The organism is Janthinobacterium breve (assembly GCF_051380895.1).
GTDB lineage: Bacteria > Pseudomonadota > Gammaproteobacteria > Burkholderiales > Burkholderiaceae_D > Janthinobacterium.
Genome location: NZ_JBNYXY010000008.1, coordinates 134,306 through 154,753, shown reverse-complemented (window position 1 = coordinate 154,753; position 20,448 = coordinate 134,306). Strand labels below are relative to the sequence as shown.

At 58.5% G+C, this 20,448-nt stretch carries 25 protein-coding genes and 1 pseudogene; 7 read left to right on the top strand and 19 right to left on the bottom strand.

From position 1 onward, the window contains the following. Nucleotides 1-218: 218 nt before the first annotated feature. The 5 genes and pseudogenes from ACQ4W0_RS17220 to ACQ4W0_RS17200 form a co-directional block, all read right to left on the bottom strand. Nucleotides 219-266: a hypothetical protein gene (locus ACQ4W0_RS17220; protein WP_436578047.1), complete on the bottom strand. Its 48-nt coding sequence runs from the start codon at nt 264-266 to the stop codon at nt 219-221. Nucleotides 267-547: 281 nt separating this feature from the next. Next, nucleotides 548-868, bottom strand: a complete 321-nt coding sequence (locus tag ACQ4W0_RS17215; protein ID WP_436577838.1) for a DUF7716 domain-containing protein — start codon at nt 866-868, stop codon at nt 548-550. Between the two features lie 26 nt (nt 869-894). Then, nucleotides 895-1,476 (bottom strand): annotated as a pseudogene (locus ACQ4W0_RS17210) (RHS repeat-associated core domain-containing protein); the annotation flags it as partial. Nucleotides 1,477-1,519: 43 nt separating this feature from the next. Beyond that, nucleotides 1,520-2,047 carry a hypothetical protein gene (locus ACQ4W0_RS17205; RefSeq protein WP_436577837.1) on the bottom strand — a complete coding sequence of 176 codons (528 nt, stop codon included), beginning with the start codon at nt 2,045-2,047 and terminating at the stop codon, nt 1,520-1,522. A 77-nt stretch (nt 2,048-2,124) separates the two neighbouring features. Continuing rightward, nucleotides 2,125-2,550, bottom strand: coding sequence for a hypothetical protein (locus tag ACQ4W0_RS17200; protein WP_436577836.1), 426 nt, complete (start codon nt 2,548-2,550; stop codon nt 2,125-2,127). A 112-nt stretch (nt 2,551-2,662) separates the two neighbouring features. Between ACQ4W0_RS17200 and ACQ4W0_RS17195 the strand changes: the two genes are divergently transcribed. Genes ACQ4W0_RS17195 through ACQ4W0_RS17185 form a run of 3 tightly spaced genes read left to right on the top strand, consistent with a single transcriptional unit; the run spans nt 2,663 to nt 4,349 of the window. Next, entirely contained in the window at nt 2,663-2,935 is a 273-nt protein-coding gene (locus tag ACQ4W0_RS17195) for a hypothetical protein (protein WP_436577835.1), read from the top strand. Continuing rightward, nucleotides 2,932-3,165: an excisionase family protein gene (xisR, locus tag ACQ4W0_RS17190; RefSeq protein ID WP_436577834.1), complete on the top strand. Its 234-nt coding sequence runs from the start codon at nt 2,932-2,934 to the stop codon at nt 3,163-3,165. The genes ACQ4W0_RS17195 and xisR overlap by 4 nt, the downstream gene beginning before the upstream one ends. Continuing rightward, nucleotides 3,162-4,349: a site-specific integrase gene (locus ACQ4W0_RS17185; protein WP_436577833.1), complete on the top strand. Its 1,188-nt coding sequence runs from the start codon at nt 3,162-3,164 to the stop codon at nt 4,347-4,349. Before xisR ends, ACQ4W0_RS17185 begins: the two co-directional genes overlap by 4 nt. A gap of 177 nt (nt 4,350-4,526) precedes the next feature. Here ACQ4W0_RS17185 and ACQ4W0_RS17180 read toward each other — a convergent pair whose 3' ends face one another. Together ACQ4W0_RS17180 and ACQ4W0_RS17175 are read right to left on the bottom strand one after the other, a co-directional pair. Then, the gene (locus ACQ4W0_RS17180) at nt 4,527-4,823 is read right to left on the bottom strand and encodes an RnfH family protein (RefSeq protein WP_436577832.1); all 297 of its coding nucleotides are present in this window, start codon (nt 4,821-4,823) and stop codon (nt 4,527-4,529) included. Next, nucleotides 4,816-5,247, bottom strand: coding sequence for a type II toxin-antitoxin system RatA family toxin (locus ACQ4W0_RS17175; RefSeq protein ID WP_436577831.1), 432 nt, complete (start codon nt 5,245-5,247; stop codon nt 4,816-4,818). The genes ACQ4W0_RS17180 and ACQ4W0_RS17175 overlap by 8 nt, the downstream gene beginning before the upstream one ends. Nucleotides 5,248-5,339: 92 nt before the next feature. On the opposite strand from ACQ4W0_RS17175, the gene smpB reads away from it, so the two are divergent. Then, nucleotides 5,340-5,789 carry an SsrA-binding protein SmpB gene (smpB, locus tag ACQ4W0_RS17170; protein ID WP_034752217.1) on the top strand — a complete coding sequence of 150 codons (450 nt, stop codon included), beginning with the start codon at nt 5,340-5,342 and terminating at the stop codon, nt 5,787-5,789. A 303-nt stretch (nt 5,790-6,092) separates the two neighbouring features. On the opposite strand, the gene ACQ4W0_RS17165 is transcribed toward smpB, so the two are convergent. The 5 genes from ACQ4W0_RS17165 to ppsA all read right to left on the bottom strand — a co-directional run bounded on the left by ACQ4W0_RS17165 (nt 6,093) and on the right by ppsA (nt 11,631). Further along, nucleotides 6,093-6,401, bottom strand: coding sequence for an H-NS histone family protein (locus ACQ4W0_RS17165; protein WP_010397665.1), 309 nt, complete (start codon nt 6,399-6,401; stop codon nt 6,093-6,095). Between the two features lie 600 nt (nt 6,402-7,001). Beyond that, the gene (locus ACQ4W0_RS17160; RefSeq protein WP_436577830.1) at nt 7,002-7,946 is read right to left on the bottom strand and encodes an SPFH domain-containing protein; all 945 of its coding nucleotides are present in this window, start codon (nt 7,944-7,946) and stop codon (nt 7,002-7,004) included. Nucleotides 7,947-7,961: 15 nt separating this feature from the next. Further along, nucleotides 7,962-8,378, bottom strand: a complete 417-nt coding sequence (locus ACQ4W0_RS17155) for an NfeD family protein (RefSeq protein WP_436577829.1) — start codon at nt 8,376-8,378, stop codon at nt 7,962-7,964. A 177-nt stretch (nt 8,379-8,555) separates the two neighbouring features. Beyond that, nucleotides 8,556-9,053 (bottom strand): Dps family protein, encoded by a 498-nt coding sequence (locus tag ACQ4W0_RS17150; RefSeq protein ID WP_426072865.1) that lies wholly within the window; start codon nt 9,051-9,053, stop codon nt 8,556-8,558. Nucleotides 9,054-9,198: 145 nt separating this feature from the next. Then, entirely contained in the window at nt 9,199-11,631 is a 2,433-nt protein-coding gene (gene ppsA, locus ACQ4W0_RS17145) for a phosphoenolpyruvate synthase (RefSeq protein ID WP_436577828.1), read from the bottom strand. Between the two features lie 152 nt (nt 11,632-11,783). Between ppsA and ppsR the strand changes: the two genes are divergently transcribed. The 3 genes from ppsR to ACQ4W0_RS17130 all read left to right on the top strand — a co-directional run bounded on the left by ppsR (nt 11,784) and on the right by ACQ4W0_RS17130 (nt 14,214). Next, nucleotides 11,784-12,632 carry a posphoenolpyruvate synthetase regulatory kinase/phosphorylase PpsR gene (ppsR, locus tag ACQ4W0_RS17140; RefSeq protein ID WP_436577827.1) on the top strand — a complete coding sequence of 283 codons (849 nt, stop codon included), beginning with the start codon at nt 11,784-11,786 and terminating at the stop codon, nt 12,630-12,632. 592 nt (nt 12,633-13,224) lie between these two features. Then, nucleotides 13,225-13,599 carry a hypothetical protein gene (locus tag ACQ4W0_RS17135; RefSeq protein ID WP_436577826.1) on the top strand — a complete coding sequence of 125 codons (375 nt, stop codon included), beginning with the start codon at nt 13,225-13,227 and terminating at the stop codon, nt 13,597-13,599. Nucleotides 13,600-13,662: 63 nt separating this feature from the next. Further along, nucleotides 13,663-14,214, top strand: coding sequence for a hypothetical protein (locus tag ACQ4W0_RS17130; protein WP_436577825.1), 552 nt, complete (start codon nt 13,663-13,665; stop codon nt 14,212-14,214). 36 nt (nt 14,215-14,250) lie between these two features. Here ACQ4W0_RS17130 and ACQ4W0_RS17125 read toward each other — a convergent pair whose 3' ends face one another. The 7 genes from ACQ4W0_RS17125 to lpxD are packed head-to-tail and all read right to left on the bottom strand — an operon-like array spanning nt 14,251 to nt 20,439. Beyond that, nucleotides 14,251-15,459 (bottom strand): aminotransferase class V-fold PLP-dependent enzyme, encoded by a 1,209-nt coding sequence (locus ACQ4W0_RS17125; RefSeq protein WP_436577824.1) that lies wholly within the window; start codon nt 15,457-15,459, stop codon nt 14,251-14,253. A gap of 21 nt (nt 15,460-15,480) precedes the next feature. Beyond that, nucleotides 15,481-16,266, bottom strand: a complete 786-nt coding sequence (locus ACQ4W0_RS17120; RefSeq protein ID WP_436577823.1) for a TrmH family RNA methyltransferase — start codon at nt 16,264-16,266, stop codon at nt 15,481-15,483. After that, nucleotides 16,263-16,901 carry a ribonuclease HII gene (gene rnhB, locus ACQ4W0_RS17115; RefSeq protein WP_436577822.1) on the bottom strand — a complete coding sequence of 213 codons (639 nt, stop codon included), beginning with the start codon at nt 16,899-16,901 and terminating at the stop codon, nt 16,263-16,265. Before rnhB ends, ACQ4W0_RS17120 begins: the two co-directional genes overlap by 4 nt. 44 nt (nt 16,902-16,945) lie before the next feature. Then, nucleotides 16,946-18,121, bottom strand: a complete 1,176-nt coding sequence (gene lpxB, locus ACQ4W0_RS17110) for a lipid-A-disaccharide synthase (RefSeq protein WP_436577821.1) — start codon at nt 18,119-18,121, stop codon at nt 16,946-16,948. Then, on the bottom strand, nt 18,105-18,893 hold the full coding sequence (gene lpxA, locus ACQ4W0_RS17105; RefSeq protein ID WP_436577820.1) for an acyl-ACP--UDP-N-acetylglucosamine O-acyltransferase: 789 nt from the start codon (nt 18,891-18,893) through the stop codon (nt 18,105-18,107). Before lpxA ends, lpxB begins: the two co-directional genes overlap by 17 nt. Next, nucleotides 18,893-19,387: a 3-hydroxyacyl-ACP dehydratase FabZ gene (gene fabZ / locus ACQ4W0_RS17100; protein ID WP_071077748.1), complete on the bottom strand. Its 495-nt coding sequence runs from the start codon at nt 19,385-19,387 to the stop codon at nt 18,893-18,895. The genes lpxA and fabZ overlap by 1 nt, the downstream gene beginning before the upstream one ends. Further along, nucleotides 19,384-20,439, bottom strand: a complete 1,056-nt coding sequence (gene lpxD / locus ACQ4W0_RS17095) for a UDP-3-O-(3-hydroxymyristoyl)glucosamine N-acyltransferase (protein WP_436577819.1) — start codon at nt 20,437-20,439, stop codon at nt 19,384-19,386. Before lpxD ends, fabZ begins: the two co-directional genes overlap by 4 nt. Nucleotides 20,440-20,448 lie beyond the last annotated feature (9 nt).

Sequence of the window (20,448 nt, the reverse complement as noted above, 5' to 3'; positions counted from 1 at the left end):
CGGATCAATCGGGAGTGTAATAGGCAGTCTCGGAAGTTCGAACATGGCAATCCATTTAGTTGAAATTTATCAATAAACAATACTACCTCAACCATAGCTGTCCAGTCCCGGTTGTAGTAAAGGCCGGCTTCAATGTCCTCATACTACCTCTGGAACCGGATCGCATTGTATGTCGCAGCGTATCCCACATCGACCAGCTTCATTGCCTTAACGCCGCCCTACGCCTTGTAGCGTCCCAGCCACACCACATTGCCAGATTCATCCACCAGTTCCTGCGGCGTGTCTAGATGGTCGCTCTGGTAAAAACCGTGCTGCGCCGCGTAGTTGCCGGGCCTTCTATAAACCGGCCATCGGTTCCGTTTGCAAGGTGCGCGGCCGTCACCAGAGTTTCATCCAGTCGCGCCAGCGGCACGAGTGTCCCCGGTTCGCGCAGATAGAGATGTGCTGCCTGCAATTGATCTTCCAATGCATGCTGACGTTGTGCAACCGGCGTCGAATACTCGTCGTCCGGATCGTCCCGAACGACATTTACATGGCTGTAACTCCCTCACTGCAGATCCAGGAAATCATCGTATTGGGCATAATGGTTGAGGCATCTAATGATCTCTTCCTTTGACGCATTTGGCTTTTGTTTATATGCTAAATCGACAACATCTTGAAAATGTTCTCGCATGTAACCAAACTCAAGATTCTTTTTCGTGACCGAATCAGGGACCACCTCATTATCGTCCTCATCGAAATCGGGTACAGGACCTACGTACACCTCCATTCCAGGAATTAAATCCCCCACGTTTTTAGGAACATAAATCATATAGATGGCATCTCGTTCGTTCTTATCTCTTACAAGATCAATCAAGTCCTCGATCATATAAAATTCGTTTATTAAGAAATTTCTCATAATGGGCATCCTGTAACAGGGTTTAATTTTCCTTCTCGACCAGGGCGACCACCTCCCCATTTGTCCCTGCCACCACTACCATCCGGATGATAGATTCCATGGTTATCGGCATGATCGCTTCGATCGACCAAATTTAATCTACCAGCATCGTCACTATGGTGCCAAGTCATTCCCAGGGGACTGCCACTTAGATCCGGGGGATTTTTCGACCATTCAAGCAACGCTGGATTTCGCCCCAGCATGCCTCGACGAAAATCCGGATCGGTATTCATTCTCTTAATCAAAGCTTTATTCGCAAGCCGGAACTGCACTTTGTCGCTGGCAAAAAGCTTATCATCTGACACATAAAAATTATTAAATGAATAAAATTTTCAAGGGCATCCAATGCGCTTTCTAAGCCCTAACGGGTCAATCCACGCTACCGGATTGAATGCATACAGGTAGGCATTGATTCCACCAGTCAGTCCTATTGGATCTTTCGAAATGAAGCGCCCTGATTGTGGATCGTAATACCGATGCCGGTTGTAGTGCAAGCCGGTCTCTTCATCATGATACTGCCCCTGAAACCGGATAGCATTACTGGTTACATAGCCACTTCATTCTATTTAAACATCAAAAAATTTAGCGTAAGAGCGAATTTGCCCGTCCTTGATGGCTGGTAGATATGGATAGCAATTCACTCACCATGTCCTTGATGCGCTCACGCTCGAATCCTCCTGAGCACGATACCTCTGCGTTACCAGAACCATCACAAGTGACGCATGCACGTAGACTCTTCAGCGAAACGCCGGTGCCATTGAAGCACTTGCAGCGCCCGTCGAGCCAATGAGCCAAGGAAGCATGTGCTACACGTTTGTAAAGCGCATGCGCCGTGAACACGTCGCGCTCGGAATTGATCTTGACCCATCGGCGTGCTTTGCCCTTCTCCGTCACGGCAGTCGTCCAGATGCGCAACAGTTGGGCAAGATTTCCCGAGTTTCCCTCGAAGAGCTTATTGATCGTGCCGTCCGCATACTTGACACGGCACAGCAACGAGCCGAGATCACCGGCCAGCGCCGCAGCCGCGATCACATCCAAATCGTGATGAAACGCATCGTCCCGGAGATTTGACGATTGCAACGATGCTACAAATTTTTCTGCGAAGCCCATGAATTCCCTTTCATTCAGTACGTCAACGTTAACACCCTTTTTTGACCTCTGCTAGTCCTGCCAATCACCGGCACTGCTCACACGCGCAACACGCCGGTGCGGTTGAATTCGCGCACGGCGGCCAGACCGGCACATGCAATTTCGACGTTTGACGCGCCACGCAGGAAGACCATGGTCTTGCCGACGCCATCGCGCAGCACGCGCATCTCGTCACCGTTGACGCCGAAGGTGCCCGTACGATGGGCACGGGCCTGAATCTCGGCAATCGCCTCTACCATGGCCTGGGCCACAGGCAGAATGGCATGGCCAGCGGGCGCAATGCGGCGTGTCATGTCGGCGTTGCTCAGCAGGTCGTAGACGTGTTGTTCCTGGAAGTGGCCCTTGCCCATCGCCTCGCTGGCCTGGAAGCCCGGCATTTCGAAGGCAATGTCTTTGCACAGGCCCGCCGGCAACACCGCCGGCTTCTGCACGTACCGCTTGCGCGGCTTCTTGTTCGCGCCCATCACAATTCCTCAACTTTCCATCCGCCGCCCGCCTTCTTCGGCAGCGCCTGGACTGCGACGAGGCGCAGCGGGTACATGTCGGCCGCGATCTTGATCTTCGCGCGCGCAGGCTATGCGGATCGACATCACGGCCGTCAATAAAATTTGGACTGGCAATGCTGTGTTCCGCGCCATGCTCGCTGCAGCGCCGGCCGCCCCAGCGATTCAGGGCGAAGCAAACCCGCATGCCGTCTTTTACGCCGCGTTAGATCTGAATGGCCGCGTCGTCTACAGCCACGAGAACCTGGAAAACGTGGAAATGAACAGCGGGTACATCAAGGCGCCAACGCGAGTTGTTGGCTTGGCCGCTATCGCTGTCAGTAAGGCGGATGGGAGCGCGCCATGAACATGAGCGAGCACGACGTGGTGGCCAGGATGGTTGCCGCAATCGAGCGTGCGCACCAGCCCCTTACCTGGGTGAAGCTGGAGCGCTACGTCGAAATATCAGGTGATTCCGTCGATTCCGTGCAGGCCCGCCGCAAGGCTGGCAAGTGGCTCGACGGCAATCAATGCAAAATTGTGGATGGCCGTCTGTGGATCAACCTGCCGGCAGTAGAAGAATGGGTAGCAAAATGAGAACAAACAAGTCCGGCCCGCCAGGCGTCGAACTCCGGTCGGGCGTCCAAAGCGAATCGATCCGAATAAAATTTATGTACCGGGGAACTGAATGCCGGGAAACGCTTAAACTCGCGCACAGCAAGGCAAACATCAAATACGCCGAGCGCCTGCGCGGCGAGATCTTGAACGCCATTGCGCTGGGAAATTTCAGCTATGCCAAGTACTTGCCTGATTCGACGCAGTTGAAGAAGTTCGGCTTGCAACCTCGGGGCAAGGATATAACCGTTGGCGACCTGCTTAAACAGCAGTTCGAAATCTATGAGCGCATCCTCGCGCCTAGCACGCTGAAAAGCTACAAGCGCGTGCTCAACAAAATTCTGTTGGCGCAATGGGGTGACACGCTGCTCACCGAGCTTACGCCAGCCGCGCTGCGCACCTGGATAGTCGATCTTTCGCTGAAGGCTACCTCGGTCCGTCAAATTCTCATCCCTCTGCGCGGCGCGCTGGAGCTTGCGATAAACGACGACCTGATCGACAGCAATCCACTGGACCGGGTGAAATTGCAAAAAACCTTGGATCGCGATGCTTACAAGGCGGAATACGAGGTGGATCCGTTTTCAGCCCAGGAGATTGCGGCCATCCTCGGGGCGGCCCAGGATCAGGCCAGGAACGTCTTTCAGTTTGCCTTCTACACGGGCATGCGCCCGAGTGAATACATCGCGCTGCGCTGGGAATCGATCGACTGGGCCGGATTCAAAGCGAAGGTTGAGCGTTCGCGCGTGATGGGCGAGTCGCGGGAGGAATTGAAGACACGCGCCGGCCGCCGCTTGGTCGACCTGCGGCGTGGTGCCATCGCGGCGCTCGTTGCGCAGCAACAACATAGCTTCCTTGCTGGCTGCCTGGTATTCCTTGATCCGGCCACCGGCCAGGGCTGGGACAACACGCAGCGCCTGAGCCTCTTCTGGGCAGCAATGATCAAGAAGGCCCAGGTCCGCTACCGAAATCCGTATCAAACACGGCACACGTTCGCGTCGACACTGCTGTCGACGGGAACCAACGCGATGTACGTGGCAAAGCAAATGGGGCATACCGATACGACCATGACCACCAGGACTTACGGTCGCTGGGTTGAGCAGGAAGGTGGTGTGCTGCCGGATCAATACTGCAAAATGACAGATGGGCTAAAGGCAGGGGCAGCTTAGTATTTTCGCCCACGTTTCGCCCATGCAAACGGCAAAACGATTGGAACCCGCATGGATGCTTGCTTGTGGTGGCTAAAAGCACCTTATAAAGAAAAAAGCGCCCTCCGTCCTTGCAGCATAGAAAAAATATTTGAGAACAGCAAAAAATCGCGCTCGCCAGGCAGCGGCCATGCCTGCTCAGCCCTTCGCTGACTTGCCACTGGCGCGGCGCCGGCGCGCCTCCTTCGGGTCCGCCTGCAAGGGCCGGTACACTTCCACCCGGTCATGCTCGTGCAAGACGGTATCGAGCGGCTTCTTCTTGCCATAGATGCCCACCATATTGATGCTCAGGTCGATACCGGGGATAGCCTGCAGCAAACCGCTCTGCGCCACTGCCTGCCCGATGGTGCTACCTGCAGGCACGTTCAAGGAGCACTGGAACGTGCTGTCCGGCAGCGCGTGGCAAACCTGCACCGTGATGTCCGCTTCAGCCATACACCGTCTCCGCGCGCTTGCAGAAGGAATCGACCATGCTGTTGGCGATCATGCCGAAGACGGGGCCGATGATCTGTTCGAGCACGCGGCTGGAAAACTCGTAGTGCAGGTCCAGTTCGATCTTGCAGGCATCGTCACGCAGGGCCTTGAAGGTCCACACGCCATCGAGGGTCTTGAAAGGACCGTCCACCAGCTTCATCTTGATGGAACTCGGCGGCACGTTCTCGTTGGACGTGGTGAAGCTTTGGCGCACGCCGTGGTAATGTATGCCCAAGCTGGCGACAACCGTGTTCTCGCCACGCTCGCGAACCTCGACCGCACCGCACCAGGGCAGGAATTTGGGATAATCCTCCACCGCCGCCACCAGCGCGAACATTTGTTCGGCGCTATAGCCGAGAAAAACTGATTTATGTACTACTGCCATTGAAGAACCATTTGCTATGATGTTGGATATAGTGATTTTATCGCGCTTGCGCGAGACAGTAGTTTAACCGACCCGCGCACATTTACCATCTCATGACCATAGCAGACAACAGAAAAGCCTTCCACGACTACTTTATCGAGGACCGCTACGAAGCGGGCATCGTGCTGGAAGGCTGGGAAGTCAAAGCCATCCGCGACGCCCGCGTACAAATCAAGGAAGCCTACGTTGTCGTCCGCGGCGACGAACTCTTCCTGTTCGGCGCGCATATCAGCGCCCTGCCGACCGCCTCCACCCATATCCACCCGGAAGCCGTGCGCACGCGCAAGCTGCTGCTGCACCGCACGGAAATGGATAAACTGATCGGCAAGGTGGAGCGCTCCGGCTATACGCTGGTGCCGCTCAACCTGCACTACAAGGGCGGCCGCGTGAAATGCGAAATCGGCCTGGCCAAGGGCAAGAAGCAGCACGACAAGCGGGCAGCGGAACGCGACCGCGACGGCGCGCGCGAAGTGCAGGCGGCAATGAAGTCACACCGCCGCTGATCTGCCATTCCGCGCAGCGTGCTGCGACCGCACCGACAAACCCGGCCATATGCCGGGTTTTATTTTGCCACTATCTACGGCAAGCGAAAAAAAGCCCGGAGCGACAGGACTAAAACAGGAAAGGAATGAGATAAGGCGGGAAAAAGACTGGCATCATCAAAAATACCATGGGGAGAAGCCGAGGCAAATCAGCTTGGCCGGCTTGGCCAACGAGAACGAATCAACAAAGTTCCGGATGCTTGCATGCTGCCTTGTACTACACCTGTACCACTCCACAGGACAAGCATCCGAATGAACGGTGTATTACACCTTCAGCAGATCACGCGACTTGCCCGAATCGGTCCACTCTTTGACCCATTTCGGTTGACGGCCACGGCCAGTCCATTGCTGCGTCGCATCATCGGGATTGCGATAGCGCACTGCGACCGTGCCCGTTTTAGCGCGAATCCCTGTACCAACCAGGTCTTTTACGGAAACGCCGACGCTCTGAGCAATAGCCAGGATTTGCTCGCGCGCTTTGGACAGATCATCCTGTTCGCGTTTCTTCATTTGCTTCTTGATATCGTCCTGCAAGGTGCGCAGTTCGGACAGGGATAAGCTCGACAGATCCATGATATTTCCTTGTGTGAGTTGAAAAATATAACTGAGCAGTTAAATTCTATCCAATTGTAACGCGACTGAGGTGGTTTTTCTGAAGATTTGATTGTTTTTTACAATTCTTTTACCAAAAACCCTACTTTCCCGGCTTTCAAGCGATGCTAGTCTTCAATCAAGGGGACGGGTATCGCACATCGACCGCCTGTACGATACCTCTGCTTTGTGCGGCTGCGATTCAATACAGCGCCAGCGGCTGTATTTATTTTGCAGTACTTTCTGTTTCATTGCAATTTATAGTAACTATAAATTGCAATTAAAAATATGCATGGGCCCAATACTATCGCCACTCGCGCATCGTCAGCAAACGCCACCCTGCATCCTGCGCGGCAGATGTTACGCCAATCAAAGAATAAACATCGCATGACCGCATATAATCCCCAATGTGCGCATAGCATAGCATGAAGAAAATATTTTCAACGCAATTCATTCAATCGCCGACACACCAGCGCTGCCGCCACCAGATAATTGGGACGGTGCAAATGCAAACTGCCCGCTATACAGCGGGCAGTATTGACGAGACCTTGCTACGGGCTTGCTATTCACCCAGTCAGGTAATCAGGGCATGGCCACGCTGCCTTTCGGCTTCTGCGTTTTCACCACCTGCATCGCGGTGGCGATCAAACTACTCATATCGCCCAGATTGGCCGGCACGATAATCGAGTTATTCGTTTTCGCCAATTGCGCGAACGCGCCCACATACTGCTCGGCTACTTTCAGATTGACGGCATCCTCACCGCCCGGCTCGCGGATGGCGGCGCCCACCTGGCGCAGCGCTTCGGCACTGGCTTGCGCCAGCGCGACGATGGCCGTAGCCTGGCCTTCGGCGCGGTTGATCGATGCCTGCTTCTCGCCTTCCGAGCGGGCAATATTCGCTTCGCGCTCACCGCTGGCAATATTGATCTGCTCCTGCTTGCGCCCTTCCGATGCAGCAATCAAGGCGCGTTTCTCGCGCTCAGCTGTAATCTGCGCCTGCATCGCATGCAAAATTTCCTTCGGCGGCGTCAAATCCTTGATTTCATAACGCAATACCTTGACACCCCAATTCGCCGCCGATTCATCGATGGCATTCACGATGGCCGTATTGATATGGTCGCGTTCTTCAAATGTCTTGTCGAGTTCCATTTTACCGATCACCGAACGCAAGGTCGTTTGCGCCAATTGCGTAATGGCGGCAATATAATTCGACGAACCATACGAAGCACGCATGGCATCGGTAATCTGGAAATACAGAATACCATCGACCTGTAATTGCGTGTTGTCACGCGTAATGCACACCTGCGGCGGCACGTCGAGTGGAATTTCCTTGAGCACGTGCTTGTAAGCGATGCGGTCAACGAAAGGCACAACGATATTCAGGCCAGGCCCCAATACCGCATGGAACTTGCCCAGGCGCTCCACTACCCAGGCATGCTGCTGCGGCACCACATTGACCGTCTTGAAGACAAATACCAGTGCCAGCAATAACAAGATCAGCGACATGCTTCCGATGCTTACTTCCATAATTTATTCTCCAGGTTAACCAACAATCAAACGGCTGCCACGCACGGCACGTATGGTGTAATGACCTGCCTGCGCATCGCTGCCGGGAATCAGCTCCACATCCCACAAGGCGCCGCGATACATCACGCGCGCCGCGCCATCGACCCAATGCGCGACCGCCACGCTTTGGCCGATATCCAGGTTCACATTCGGATCCTGCGCCACATCGCGCCGCGCGGCCCTGCCAAAACGGCTGCGCCGCAATAACAGCGTGGCCACCACGCCGACAATGGCGGCCGCCACGGCCTGCCAGCTGCCATTGCCGCCCGCTAGCGCCACCAGTCCTCCGGCACTGATACCGATGGCGATCATCAGCAGATAAAACGTACCCGTAAACAGTTCCAGGATCAATACCGCGCCAGCTGCCACGAACCAGCCTACCCATTCAGCCATGATGCCTCCATCCTTGTGAACCCGAAAATAAAAAACCCCGCAGCCTATATAAGCGACGGGGTTTAATGCGCAGTACTGCCAGATATTCTTCTTGCCAAACACCTATATACAAGCAGTCTAACGCAATTCCTGATGGCGTCAATAGCCGGGGGCGAATTAGCGCCGCCAGCCCGGCATTTATTCTTCCAGCAGGCTGCGCAGCATCCACGCCGTCTTTTCATGCAAATCGAGGCGCTGCGTGATCAGGTCGGCCGTCGGTTGGTCATTGGCTTTTTCCAGCAGCGGGAACAAACGACGCGCCGTGCGCGCAGTCGCTTCCTGTGCCGACACCAGGTGACTGACCATGTCAAGCGCAGGCGGCACGCCGTCGATTTCCTTGATCGAGGCGAGCTTGACGAATTCCTTGTAAGTGCCCGGCGCCGGATAGCCGAGGGCCCGGATGCGCTCGGCGATCAGGTCCAGCGCGCCCCACTGCTCCGTATATTGCGTCATGAACATCAGATGCAGGGTGTTGAACATCGGCCCCTTGACGTTCCAATGAAAATTATGGGTCATCAGGTACAAGGTGTAGCTGTCGGCCAGCAGGCCGGACAGGCCTTCCGCGATCTTCGCGCGATCCGCCTCGGAAATGCCGATGTCGATCTTTGCCACTTTGCTCGGTTTCTTGCTTGCCATGAGAACTCCCGTTTTAATGTATTGGTGGAATCATTTTAGCTGATCTGGCGCAAGCCCATCGAATACTGCCGTGCGCCGCATGGCAGGCATAAAAAAACCCGCTGCCAGGTGAGCGGCAGCGGGTTTTCAGAGAGTGGAAAGATGCTTACGCTTTCAGCGCAGCGAGCTTCTGCCAGGTGTCGATCACCGAGTCCGGATTCAGGGACATCGATTCAATGCCCTGCTCCATCAGCCAGACGGCGAAGTCCGGATGGTCGGAAGGACCCTGGCCGCAAATGCCGATGTACTTGCCGCGTGCCAGGCAAGCCTTGATGGCCAGCGACAGCAGCGCCTTCACGGCAGGGTCGCGCTCGTCGAAGTCGGCGGCCAGCAATTCCATGCCGGAATCGCGGTCCAGGCCCAGGGTCAACTGGGTCAGGTCGTTCGAGCCGATCGAGAAGCCATCGAAATGGTCGAGGAACTGGTCGGCCAGGATGGCGTTCGACGGCACTTCGCACATCATGATCACGCGCAAGTCGTTTTCACCGCGCTTCAGGCCATTTTTCGCCAGCAGGTCGATGACTTTCTCGGCCTGGCCCAGGGTGCGCACGAATGGCACCATGATTTCCACGTTCGTCAGGCCCATGTCGTTGCGCACGCGCTTCATCGCTTCGCATTCCATGTTGAACGCTTCGGAGAAGTCGGCCGACAGGTAGCGCGCCGCGCCGCGGAAGCCCAGCATCGGGTTTTCCTCGTCCGGCTCGTAGCGCGAACCGCCGATCAGCTTCTTGTACTCGTTCGACTTGAAGTCGGACAGGCGCACGATGACTTTTTTCGGCCAGAATGCGGCAGCGATGGTGGCGATGCCCTCGGCCAGCTTGTCGATATAAAACGCTTTTGGCGAAGCGTGACCGCGTGCCACCGATTCCACGGCCTTTTTCAGGTCGGCATCGATGTTCGGGTATTCCAGGATCGCGCGCGGGTGCACACCAATATTGTTATTGATGATGAATTCCAGGCGCGCCAGGCCCACGCCCGCATTCGGCACGGACTGGAAGTCGAACGCCAGTTGCGGATTGCCCACGTTGAGCATGATCTTGGTGTCAAGCTTCGGCAATTCACCGCGCGATACTTCCGACACTTCCGTTTCCAGCAGGCCATCGTAGATCTTGCCTTCGTCGCCTTCGGAGCACACCACGGTGACAAAGGTGCCGTCTTTCAGCACGTCGGTGGCGTTGCCGCAGCCGACGACAGCAGGCACGCCCAGTTCACGCGCAATAATTGCCGCGTGGCAGGTACGGCCGCCACGATTGGTGACGATGGCCGCAGCGCGCTTCATGACCGGTTCCCAGTTCGGGTCCGTCATGTCGGCAACGAGGACGTCGCCTGGCTGCACGCGTTCCATGTCGGCCGGGTCGTGAATCACGCGCACGGGGCCGGCGCCGATCTTCTGACCGATGGCGCGGCCGGACGTCAGCACGGTGCCCGTGCTTTTCAGCTTGAAGCGTTCCTGCACGTCGGTCGCCTTTTGCTGCGACTTGACGGTTTCAGGACGCGCTTGCAGGATGTACAGCTTGCCGTCGCGGCCATCCTTGCCCCACTCGATGTCCATAGCACGGCCGTAGTGATTCTCGATGATGACGGCGTACTTTGCCAGTTCCACCACTTCGCTGTCGTTCAGCGAGTAGCGGTTGCGCATTTCGACGGGCACGTCGACGGTTTTCACGGAACGGCCGGCTTTCGCTTCGTTCGTAAATTCCATTTTCAGCAGTTTCGAACCGATATTGCGGCGGATCACAGGCGACTTGCCTTTTTCCAGCATCGGCTTGTGCACATAGAATTCGTCGGGATTGACGGCGCCCTGCACCACGGTCTCGCCCAGGCCATAGCTGGAGGTGACGAAGACCACGTCCTTGAAGCCCGACTCGGTATCGATGGTAAACATCACGCCGGCCGCGCCCAAGTCGGAACGCACCATGCGCTGCACGCCAGCCGACAAGGCCACTTCAGCGTGCGTAAAGCCCTTGTGCACGCGGTACGAGATGGCGCGGTCGTTGTACAGCGACGCGAACACCTGTTTCATGGCGTCGAGCACGTTGTCGATGCCGACCACGTTCAGGAAGGTTTCTTGCTGACCAGCAAAAGACGCGTCCGGCAAGTCTTCCGCCGTGGCCGAAGAGCGCACGGCAAACGACATTTCGGTATCGGAATCGGCCACCAGCTTGGCGTAGAACTGGTCGATTTCGGCGGCCAGACGTGGCTGGAATGGCGTTTCCACGATCCACTGACGAATCTCGGCACCGGCTTGCGCCAGCGAGCGCACGTCATCGATGTTCAGCCCTTCGAGGCGCTGGGCGATGCGTTCGGCCAGCGGCAAGCCGCCATTGGCGCTATACGACAGGAAATCGCGGAAGGCCTGCGCCGTGGTGGCAAAGCCACCGGGCACGCGCACGCCGGCTTCCGCCAGCTGGCTGATCATTTCGCCCAGGGAGGCGTTCTTGCCGCCGACGGATTCGACATCCGTCATGCGCAAATGCTCGAACGAGGCAACATACACCGCATCCTTGTCTTCCTGCTGTTGCGATACTGCGTTGGTCATAATGACACCCTTACTGATGATAGAAATCTTTACGCGCGGCGCACAGACAGTCTTCTTGTTATTCTTGGCGTCGTGCAGCACAATCATACCGTTGCAGCCATTTTACCTTGTGCGGCGCAAATTGACGACGCACAATCTTGATCCGAAAACCCATGACACAAGATCCACGCCCCCCTCTGCCCTCCGCGGCCCGCACCGTATTCTTCGTTTCCGACGGCACCGGCATCACCGCCGAGACCTTCGGCCACTCGGTGCTGACGCAGTTCGATCTGCGTTTCCGCCAGATCCGCCTGCCCTTCATCGATACCATGGACAAGGCCTACGAGGCGGCGCGCAAGATCAACGAAGCCTTCACCGCCGATGGCCAGCGCCCGATCATTTTCTCCACCCTGGTGAAAAACGACCTGTCGGCCGTGATCCGCAAGTCCAGCGGCATGCACATGGACCTGATCCAGACCTTTGTCGCTCCGCTGGAGCAGGAACTGGGCGTGATGTCGACCCATACCATCGGGCGCTCGCACAACATCGTCGACAGCGAGGAGTACAAGAACCGCATCGAGGCGATCAACTATTCGCTGGCGCACGACGATGGACAGTCGCATAAGAACCTGTCCTCGGCCGATGTCATTCTGGTGGGTGTTTCTCGCTCTGGCAAGACCCCGACCAGCCTGTATCTGGCCATGCAATACGGTATCAAGGCGGCCAATTATCCGCTGATTCCCGACGATTTCGAGCGCGACAAGCTGCCGTCCGCCCTGCTGGAATTTAAGAATAAAATTTTCGGATTAAGCATTACGCCCGAACGTTTGTCGGAAATACGCAACGAAAGACGCGCCGGAAGCAAGTATGCGGCCATCGAAAATTGCCGTTACGAGGTCAACGAGGCGGAAAAAATGATGAAACGCGAAGGCATCCGCTGGCTCTCCTCGACCACCAAGTCGATCGAGGAAATCTCGACGACGATACTGCAGGAAATCAAGCCGAACCGCCGCGAGTATTGACACAGAAAGGTCCGCCGCAGGGCGCAGGCATCACATCGAAAGCAAGGTGTCTGCAATGAAACATGAGGTGTCCAAAGATATCGCATGCTGAAGCAGCACTGCCGCTGGCCGAAGTCTTGCCGGTGGCTTCGGCTGGCGATCTGGCGGCCGCCGTCATCGCCGTAGCGGCATTCGATTCAGAGGAAAAAACCGCATGGCCAGCGATGCTTTTGCCATGCCGTTCCAGGCTTGCTCGGAAAATATCCTTTGCACTTTCGACGACCGTACTCTCTGCCGCAGTCAGCCCCCGACTGACCGGCAATCAAAAACTCCCCTCGATGTCCCTGAGCAAACTACGGTGATCCGGCGTGGCCGAGAGCAGACCAGGTCGCAGCGGACCGAAAACTCAATCTTTACACTTTCACATTTATCAGAAATGCATTATTATTTTGTTTCTTAAAAGCAGTAAACAAGACTTGTCCACCGCGCGGACATTATTCCTGCTCGATCGCGTAACCACCCAGGCCATCATAGTATGTTTAAAAGTAACACCCTTTCCTTTTTTGCTTCAACCTGCACTATGCTGGCGGCCCTGTCACTGACTGGCTGCGCTGTGAATAAAGCCACCAGTTCGCTCAGTCCGGGATCCGATCTGACCAGTTTCAAGAGCGCCTACGTGGTGAAGTTGCCGCAAGACGGGCGCCATATCGACAAGATCATCAAGGCCAATCTGGAAAAGCGCGGCTATGTGGTGACCAACGGACCTGCATTGGCGGGACCGTACAACGCCGATGTCGCCGTCACATACGCCGACAGGTGGGTGTGGGATATCACCATGTACATGGTGGAACTGAGCGTCAACTTGCGCGACCCGAAAACCGGCTTCCCGCTCGCCACTGGCAATTCCTACCATACCTCGATGGCGCGCAAGTCGCCCGCAGAAATGGTCGATGAAGTGCTGGGCAATATTTTTACTGCAACGCCGTAGTAAATCCTGCGGTTTACCGCCTGCGGCAAACCGCGCCGTGTTCAATCATCCTCTACCCATACCATGAAAATATTTCTGCCATTTCCTGCAGCGCGCCTGCTCGCCATCCCTGTCGTTGCCACCCTGCTGGCACTGGGCGGTTGCGCGTCACCCGTAACCTATCAAGCAATGGTGCCGGTGACGCTGAAAGTAAGCCAGCAACACCCACAATCGGTGTCGGTGGCGGCGCTCGGCGGCAGCGCCACCGACACCATGGGTAAATCGCAGATCGACAATGCGGAACTGGCGAAAGCGGTCACCGAGGCGATCAACCAGACCAAGACCTTTTCGCGCGTGGTACCCGGCAAGGGCGGCGACTACCTGCTTACCGTCAACATCGTCAACGTCGTCCAGCCCAATTTCGGCTTTTCCTTTACTGTAGGCCTGGAGATGGGCTGGACACTGATACGCGCCAGCGACAGCAGCAAGGTATGGCAGGAAGCCATCAAGTCGGAATACACGGCCAGCGCTACCGACGCCTTCGCAGGAATCACACGGCTGCGCCTGGCGACGGAAGGCGCGGCACGTAACAATGTCGAACAAGGCCTGCGCAAAATCGCTGAGCTGAAACTGTAAGTCACCGCACAGCCGGCTTTCCTGGCCGGCCTGCCGCTATGCTTCGCTGCCCAGGATGTCCAGTGCCGCCACCAGCCGGTCCAGTTCAACCGTGGTGGTGGTGACGGCCACCGTGGCACGTACCACATCGATATCGCCGATATTGCGCTGCACAGTAAAGACCCCGAAGCGCTGCAGCAAAGCCTGTTGCAGCGCGCGTGCGTCCATGCCATCGACGGCAAACGCCACCAGCGCCGTGCCGCGCACCGCGTCCTGCGGCGACAGCAGGCGTACGCCAGGCAATTGCGCGACGCGGCTGACCCAGTAGTCCCTCAGCCAGGCCAGGCGTGCCGTCTTGGCTGGCGTGCCGCCCAGGCGTTCATGAAAGTCGAGCGCGGCGGGCGCAGCCATGATGGCGCTGATCGGCGGCATGCCCATGTGCAGACGACAGCGGATATCGTCCAGTGGATAATCGCCGTCTCCGAAATGCGGCTCGATCTTGTGCAGCTGCGCGGCGCGGATATACACAAAGCCCAGTCCCGGCGGAGCACCCAGCCATTTATGTAAATTAAAACCGGCAAAATCAACATCCATCGCCCGCACATCGAGCGCCACCTGCCCCAGCGCATGGGCACTATCGAGCACGACGTCGATGCCGTGTTCGCGTGCCAGCGCAATCAACGCGCGCACCGGCAACTGCTGGCCATTGGCCGGCGTTACCTGCGATAACAGCAGCAGTTTCGGCCTGACGGCCTGGCGCATGGCCGCAGCATAGCGGGCGATGATCTCGTCGTCGCTGATCGGCAAACTCAGCTTCACCTCGGTGCTGGTGACGCCACGGCGCTGCGCCAGCCAGCGCATGGCCGTGCGCGTGGCCGGATAATCGAGATTACTCCACAACACGGTATCGCCGGCCTGCAGACCGTGATACTGCGTGATCAGCACCTGCATAGCCTCGGTGCCGCTGCGCGTCAGCAGGATCTCGTGCGGCTCCGCCTGGATCAGCGCGGCCAGGCGCTGGCGCAAAAGATCGACGCGCGTGTGCGTGAATTCGCCGCGCACAAAAGGACTCAATTGCTCATTGACATAGCGCACCGCTTCCTCGAAGGCAGCCTGCACGGGCGCCGCCATGGCACCGAAATAGCCGTGCTCCAGATTGACGATGGCGTCCGGCGGCCTGGGATAAAGCCCGGCGACCTGCCGCCACCAGGCCTCATCACGTGCGGCACCGTCGGTAAGCAAAGGCAGAACTGGATGATCAGGCATGGCGGGTTTTGTTTGAAAGTGTCAGGACTGGCCCTGGCGCAGCTGCTCGAAGAAGCACACGGCGGCGCAGGCGGCCACGTTCAGCGATTCGATCTGGCCCAGGTGGGGAATGACCACCTGGTGCGTCGCCATCGACAGCAGGTCGTCGGCCACGCCCTGCCCTTCATGGCCAAACAGCCAGGCAACAGGCTGGCGTAAGTCGACGTCATACAGGCGCTGCGTGGCGTAGCCGCTGGTGGCCAGGGTGGCCACCTTGGCGCCGGCAACGAGCGCCGCCAGGTCGACGTTCTCAAAGATGTCGAGCACGAAGTGCGCGCCCATGGCCGCGCGCAGCACTTTCGGCGACCAGCAGAAGGCCGTGCCGGCGCTGCAGTACACCTGCGTGATGCCGGCAGCGGCGGCGCTGCGCAGGATCGAGCCCACGTTGCCCGGGTCCTGCAGGTTATCAAGCAGCACGGCCGACACGCTCAGCGGTGCCGTGACGGCCCGTTCCGGCGTCTCGACGAGGAACATCACGCCCACGCCATGCTCGACCTGGCTCACTGCGTGGTACAGCGCGTCGGGCAAGCCCAGAACATGCGCGCGCTGGCTTTCCAGCTGGCCGACGATGTCCGCCACTTCCCCGTTCTGCAAGGCGCTTTCGCTGACGATGCACTGCTCCGGCATGCCGCGCAGTTGCAGGTATGACTGACACAGATGCACGCCGTCGAGCAAGGTGCGGCCCGACTTGCGGCGCGCCTGCGAACTGCCCGCCAGCTTCAGCAAATCCTTGTATTGCGCATTGTCGCGCGAGGTAATCGTCTTCATGCCACCACCTCCTGCGCGCCGAACAGCGCAATCACATTGCGCACGGGTGCGAACGAGCGGCGGTGCACGGGCGAGGCGCCGTGCAGATGCAATCGCTCCAGGTGCAGCTTGGTGCCGTAGCCCTTGTGCTGGTCGAAGCAGTACTCGGGATAGGCCGCATGCAAGTGCACCAGGGCCGCGTCGCGCGCCGTCTTGGCCAGGATCGAGGCGGCGGAAATCGAATCGACCTTGTCGTCGCCGCCGATGATGGCCATGCCGCGTATCGGCATCACAGGGCAGCGGTTGCCGTCGATCAGGGCCAGGGTCGGCACGGTAGCCAACGCCTCGACGGCGCGGCGCATGGCCAGCATCGACGCCTGCAAAATATTCAGTCGGTCGATTTCCTCTTCCGACGCTTCGGCGATGGCCCAGGCCAAGGCCTTCGCCTTGATCTGCGGCACCAGCAGGTCGCGCTTGGCCTCGGTGAGTTTTTTCGAGTCGCGCAAGCCGTCGATCGGCTGCTGCGGGTCGAGGATCACGGCGGCGGCGAACACGGGGCCGGCCAGCGGACCGCGCCCTGCCTCGTCGACGCCACAAATGATTTCATCGAGCGAGAATGGCAAGTCGTCAAACAGGCCGGGATAGATATTTTTCACGTTGAATCTTTGGTTGGTAATGCAGTTGAAGCGGTGATCGGGATTTACTTGCGGTTGGCGGCGATGACTTGCATGACCGCGTTGGCGCTCTCGCGCGCGCTGTCGCGCAGCAGGCTGTGGTGCATGTCCGTGAAGCGCTGCACCAGGCGCAGGCGCCCGGGCACGTCGCTCAACTGCCGCCACATAGCCTCGGCCAGGGCCTCGGGGCTGGCCGCGTTTTGCAGCAGCTCGGGCACCAGGTAGTCGCGCGCCAGGATGTTTGGCAAACCTATCCACGGCTGGTAGCCCATGTGGCGCATGATTTCCCACGACGCGCGCATCATCTTGTAGGCGATGACCATGGGCTTCTTGTACAGCGCCACTTCCAGCGACGCCGTGCCGGACGCCACCAGCACCGCATCGGCAGCGCAGATGGCCGTGTGCGAGCCGCCATCGGTGAGCAATATCTCGACGTCCTGCAAACCCGCTTCCGCAATCAGCTGCAGGAAATACTGGCGCTGCTTCTCGCCGGCCATGGGCGCGACGAAACGCAGCGAGCGGTCGCGCGCCAGCAGGAGCTTGCAGGCAGCCACAAAGGCCACCGCATTGTATTTGAGTTCACCCATGCGGCTGCCCGGCATCAGGGTCACGACGTTGGCGTCCTCGGGCAAGCCCAGGGCGCGGCGCGCGGCCGCTTCGTCCGGCTGCAGGGGAATCATTTCGGCCAGCGGATGGCCGACATAGGTGACGGGCACGCCCGCCTTGCGGTAGATCTCTTCCTCGAACGGGAAGATCACCAGCATGTGCGAGACAGCCTTGATGATTTTCTTGATGCGGCCACCGCGCCAGGCCCAGATCTGCGGCCCGATGTAGTGCACGGTGGGGATGCCGCCTTCCTTGAGCTGCTGCTCCAGTCCCAGGTTGAAGCCGGGATAGTCGGCACCGATGAAGACGGCGGGCCGCTCCGCCAGCAGCTGATCGCGCAGCGCGGTCTGGATGCCCTTGATTTCGCGGTAGCGGGGAATGATCTCGAACAGGCCGCGTACCGTCAGCTTGTCCAGCGGCCAGTCGGAGACGAAACCCTGTTTGGCCATGTGCTCGCCGCCGATGCCGTGGAAGCGCGCGCCGGGCAGCTGCGGCACCAGGCCGGACAGCAGCCGGCTGGCCAGCAGGTCGCCCGACACCTCTCCGGCGACGATGGCGACCGACAGGCCGCTGGCCTGGTCAGCGGACGATGCCACGCGACGCCACGCCCAAAAATTCGCGCATGGCGCGAATGTGCTCCGCCGCTGCCGGCGTCGCCACTTCTTCTTCGAACAGGGCCGCCTTGGCTTCTTCCAGGGTCAGGCCGGAACGGTAGATGAGTTTATACGCGGTGCGGATGCCGTTGATCTGCTCGCGCGTAAAGCCGCGGCGTTTCAGGCCCTCGATATTCACGCCATGCGCCTGCGCCGGATTGCCGTTCAACAGGACAAAAGGCGGCACGTCCTGCGTCAGGCTGGTGCTCATCCCGACAAAGGCGTGCGCGCCGATCTTACAGAACTGGTGCACATTGGCGAAACCGCTCATGATGACCCAGTCGCCGATTTCCACATGGCCCGCCAGCTGGGCATTGTTCGAAAAAATCGTGTTATTACCCACCAGGCAGTCGTGCGCCAGGTGCACATACGCCGAGATCCAGTTATCGCTCCCCAGGCGCGTCACGCCGCCACCCTGCACGGTGCCCGTGTTGAAGGTGCAGAATTCGCGGATGGTATTGCGGTCGCCGATTTCCAGGCGCGTCGCCTCGCCCGCCCATTTTTTATCCTGCGGCTGCGCGCCGATGGAGGAAAACTGGAACAGGTGATTGTCGCTGCCGATCGTCGTGTGGCCGTCGATGACCACATGCGGGCCGACCCTGGTGCCAGCACCAATGCGCACATGCGGACCGATGATGGTGTACGGCCCCACCTCGACCGAGCTGTCGAGCTCAGCCTTCGGGTCGATCACTGCCGTAGAGTGGATGGCCGCCATCACTGCCCCGCTGGCTGGCTCGCAGACTGGCTAGCATCCTGCGCGCTGCGGATGGTGCACATCAATTCCGCTTCCAGCGCCACTTTGCCGTCGACCGAGCCGACGGCCTTGTACTTCCAGATGCCGCGCGAGACGCGCAGGATTTCCACATCCATCTTCAGCTGGTCGCCCGGTTCGACAGGACGCTTGAAGCGCGCATTGTCGATGCCGACAAAGTACACCACCGAATTTTCATCGGGTTTGACGCCCATTGACAGGAACGACAGCAAGGCCGCCGTTTGCGCCAGCGCCTCGATCATCAGCACGCCGGGCATGACCGGCTTGTGCGGGAAATGCCCCTGGAAGAATTCTTCGTTGACCGTCACGTTCTTGATGGCGGTGATGGTTTTGTTCGCTTCCCAGTCCAGCACGCGGTCAACCAGCAGCAGCGGATAGCGGTGCGGCAGCAGCGATTTGATAGCCAGGATGTCGAGGGTCTTTTTTTCAGTAGTCATTTTTCGTCTTGCGTGGTCAGTGTTTTAATTGTTTTTTCAAGCGCGCGGATCTTCTCGCGCATGTTTGACAGGTTGCGCACGATGGCGGCGCTCTTTTCCCAGTCGGCATTCTTGGCCAGCGGATAAAAACCCGTGTACTGGCCCGGTTCCGCGATCGAGCGCGAGACCATGCTGCCCGAGCCGACGTGGACGCGGTCGGCGATCGTCAAGTGCCCCAGCACCATGGCGGCGCCGCCAAAGGTGCAGTACTTGCCGATGATGGCGCTGCCGGCGACACCCACGCAGCCGGCCATGGCCGTATGCGCGCCGATATGGCAGTTGTGGCCGATCTGGATCTGGTTATCAAGCTTGACACCATCTTCGATGATGGTGTCGGCCAGTGCGCCACGGTCGATGGTGGTATTGGCGCCGATATCGACATCGTCACCGATCACCACCCTGCCCGTCTGCGGAATCTTGATGTACACGCCACCTTCGTTGGCGAAGCCGAAGCCGTCGGTGCCGATCACGGCGCCCGAATGGATGATGCCGCGCTGGCCGATCACGCAGCGCGCGTGGAAGGTCACGTTGGCGAGCAACTGGGTGCCCGCGCCGATGACGGCATCGCGCCCCACCACGCAGCCAGGCCCGATGACGCAGCCGGCGCCAATGACGGCGCCCGCTTCGATCACCGCATGCACGCCGACCGAGGCGCTGGCATCGACTTGCGCGCTGGCGTCGACAAAGGCGCTCGGATGGATGCCCACCGGTGCCTTGATCTCGTGCAGGGCGGCGAAATACTGCGCCGCGCGCGCAAAATAGACATAGGGATTCGGAGTGACGATGCGCGCACCGGCGTACTCGGCACCGATCAAGGCATCGTCAGCCGGCGTAAGGATCAGCGCGGCAGCGCCGCTCTGCGCCGCCTGTGCGCGAAATTTGCTATTACTGAGAAAACTGATGTGCGAAGCGCCGGCATCGGCTAGCGGTGCGATCCCTGTGACTTCCAGGTTGGGCTCGCCCGCCAACTGTCCACCGAAGCGTTCGACCAAATCTCCTAGTCGAGTGCCCATCTTGATTAC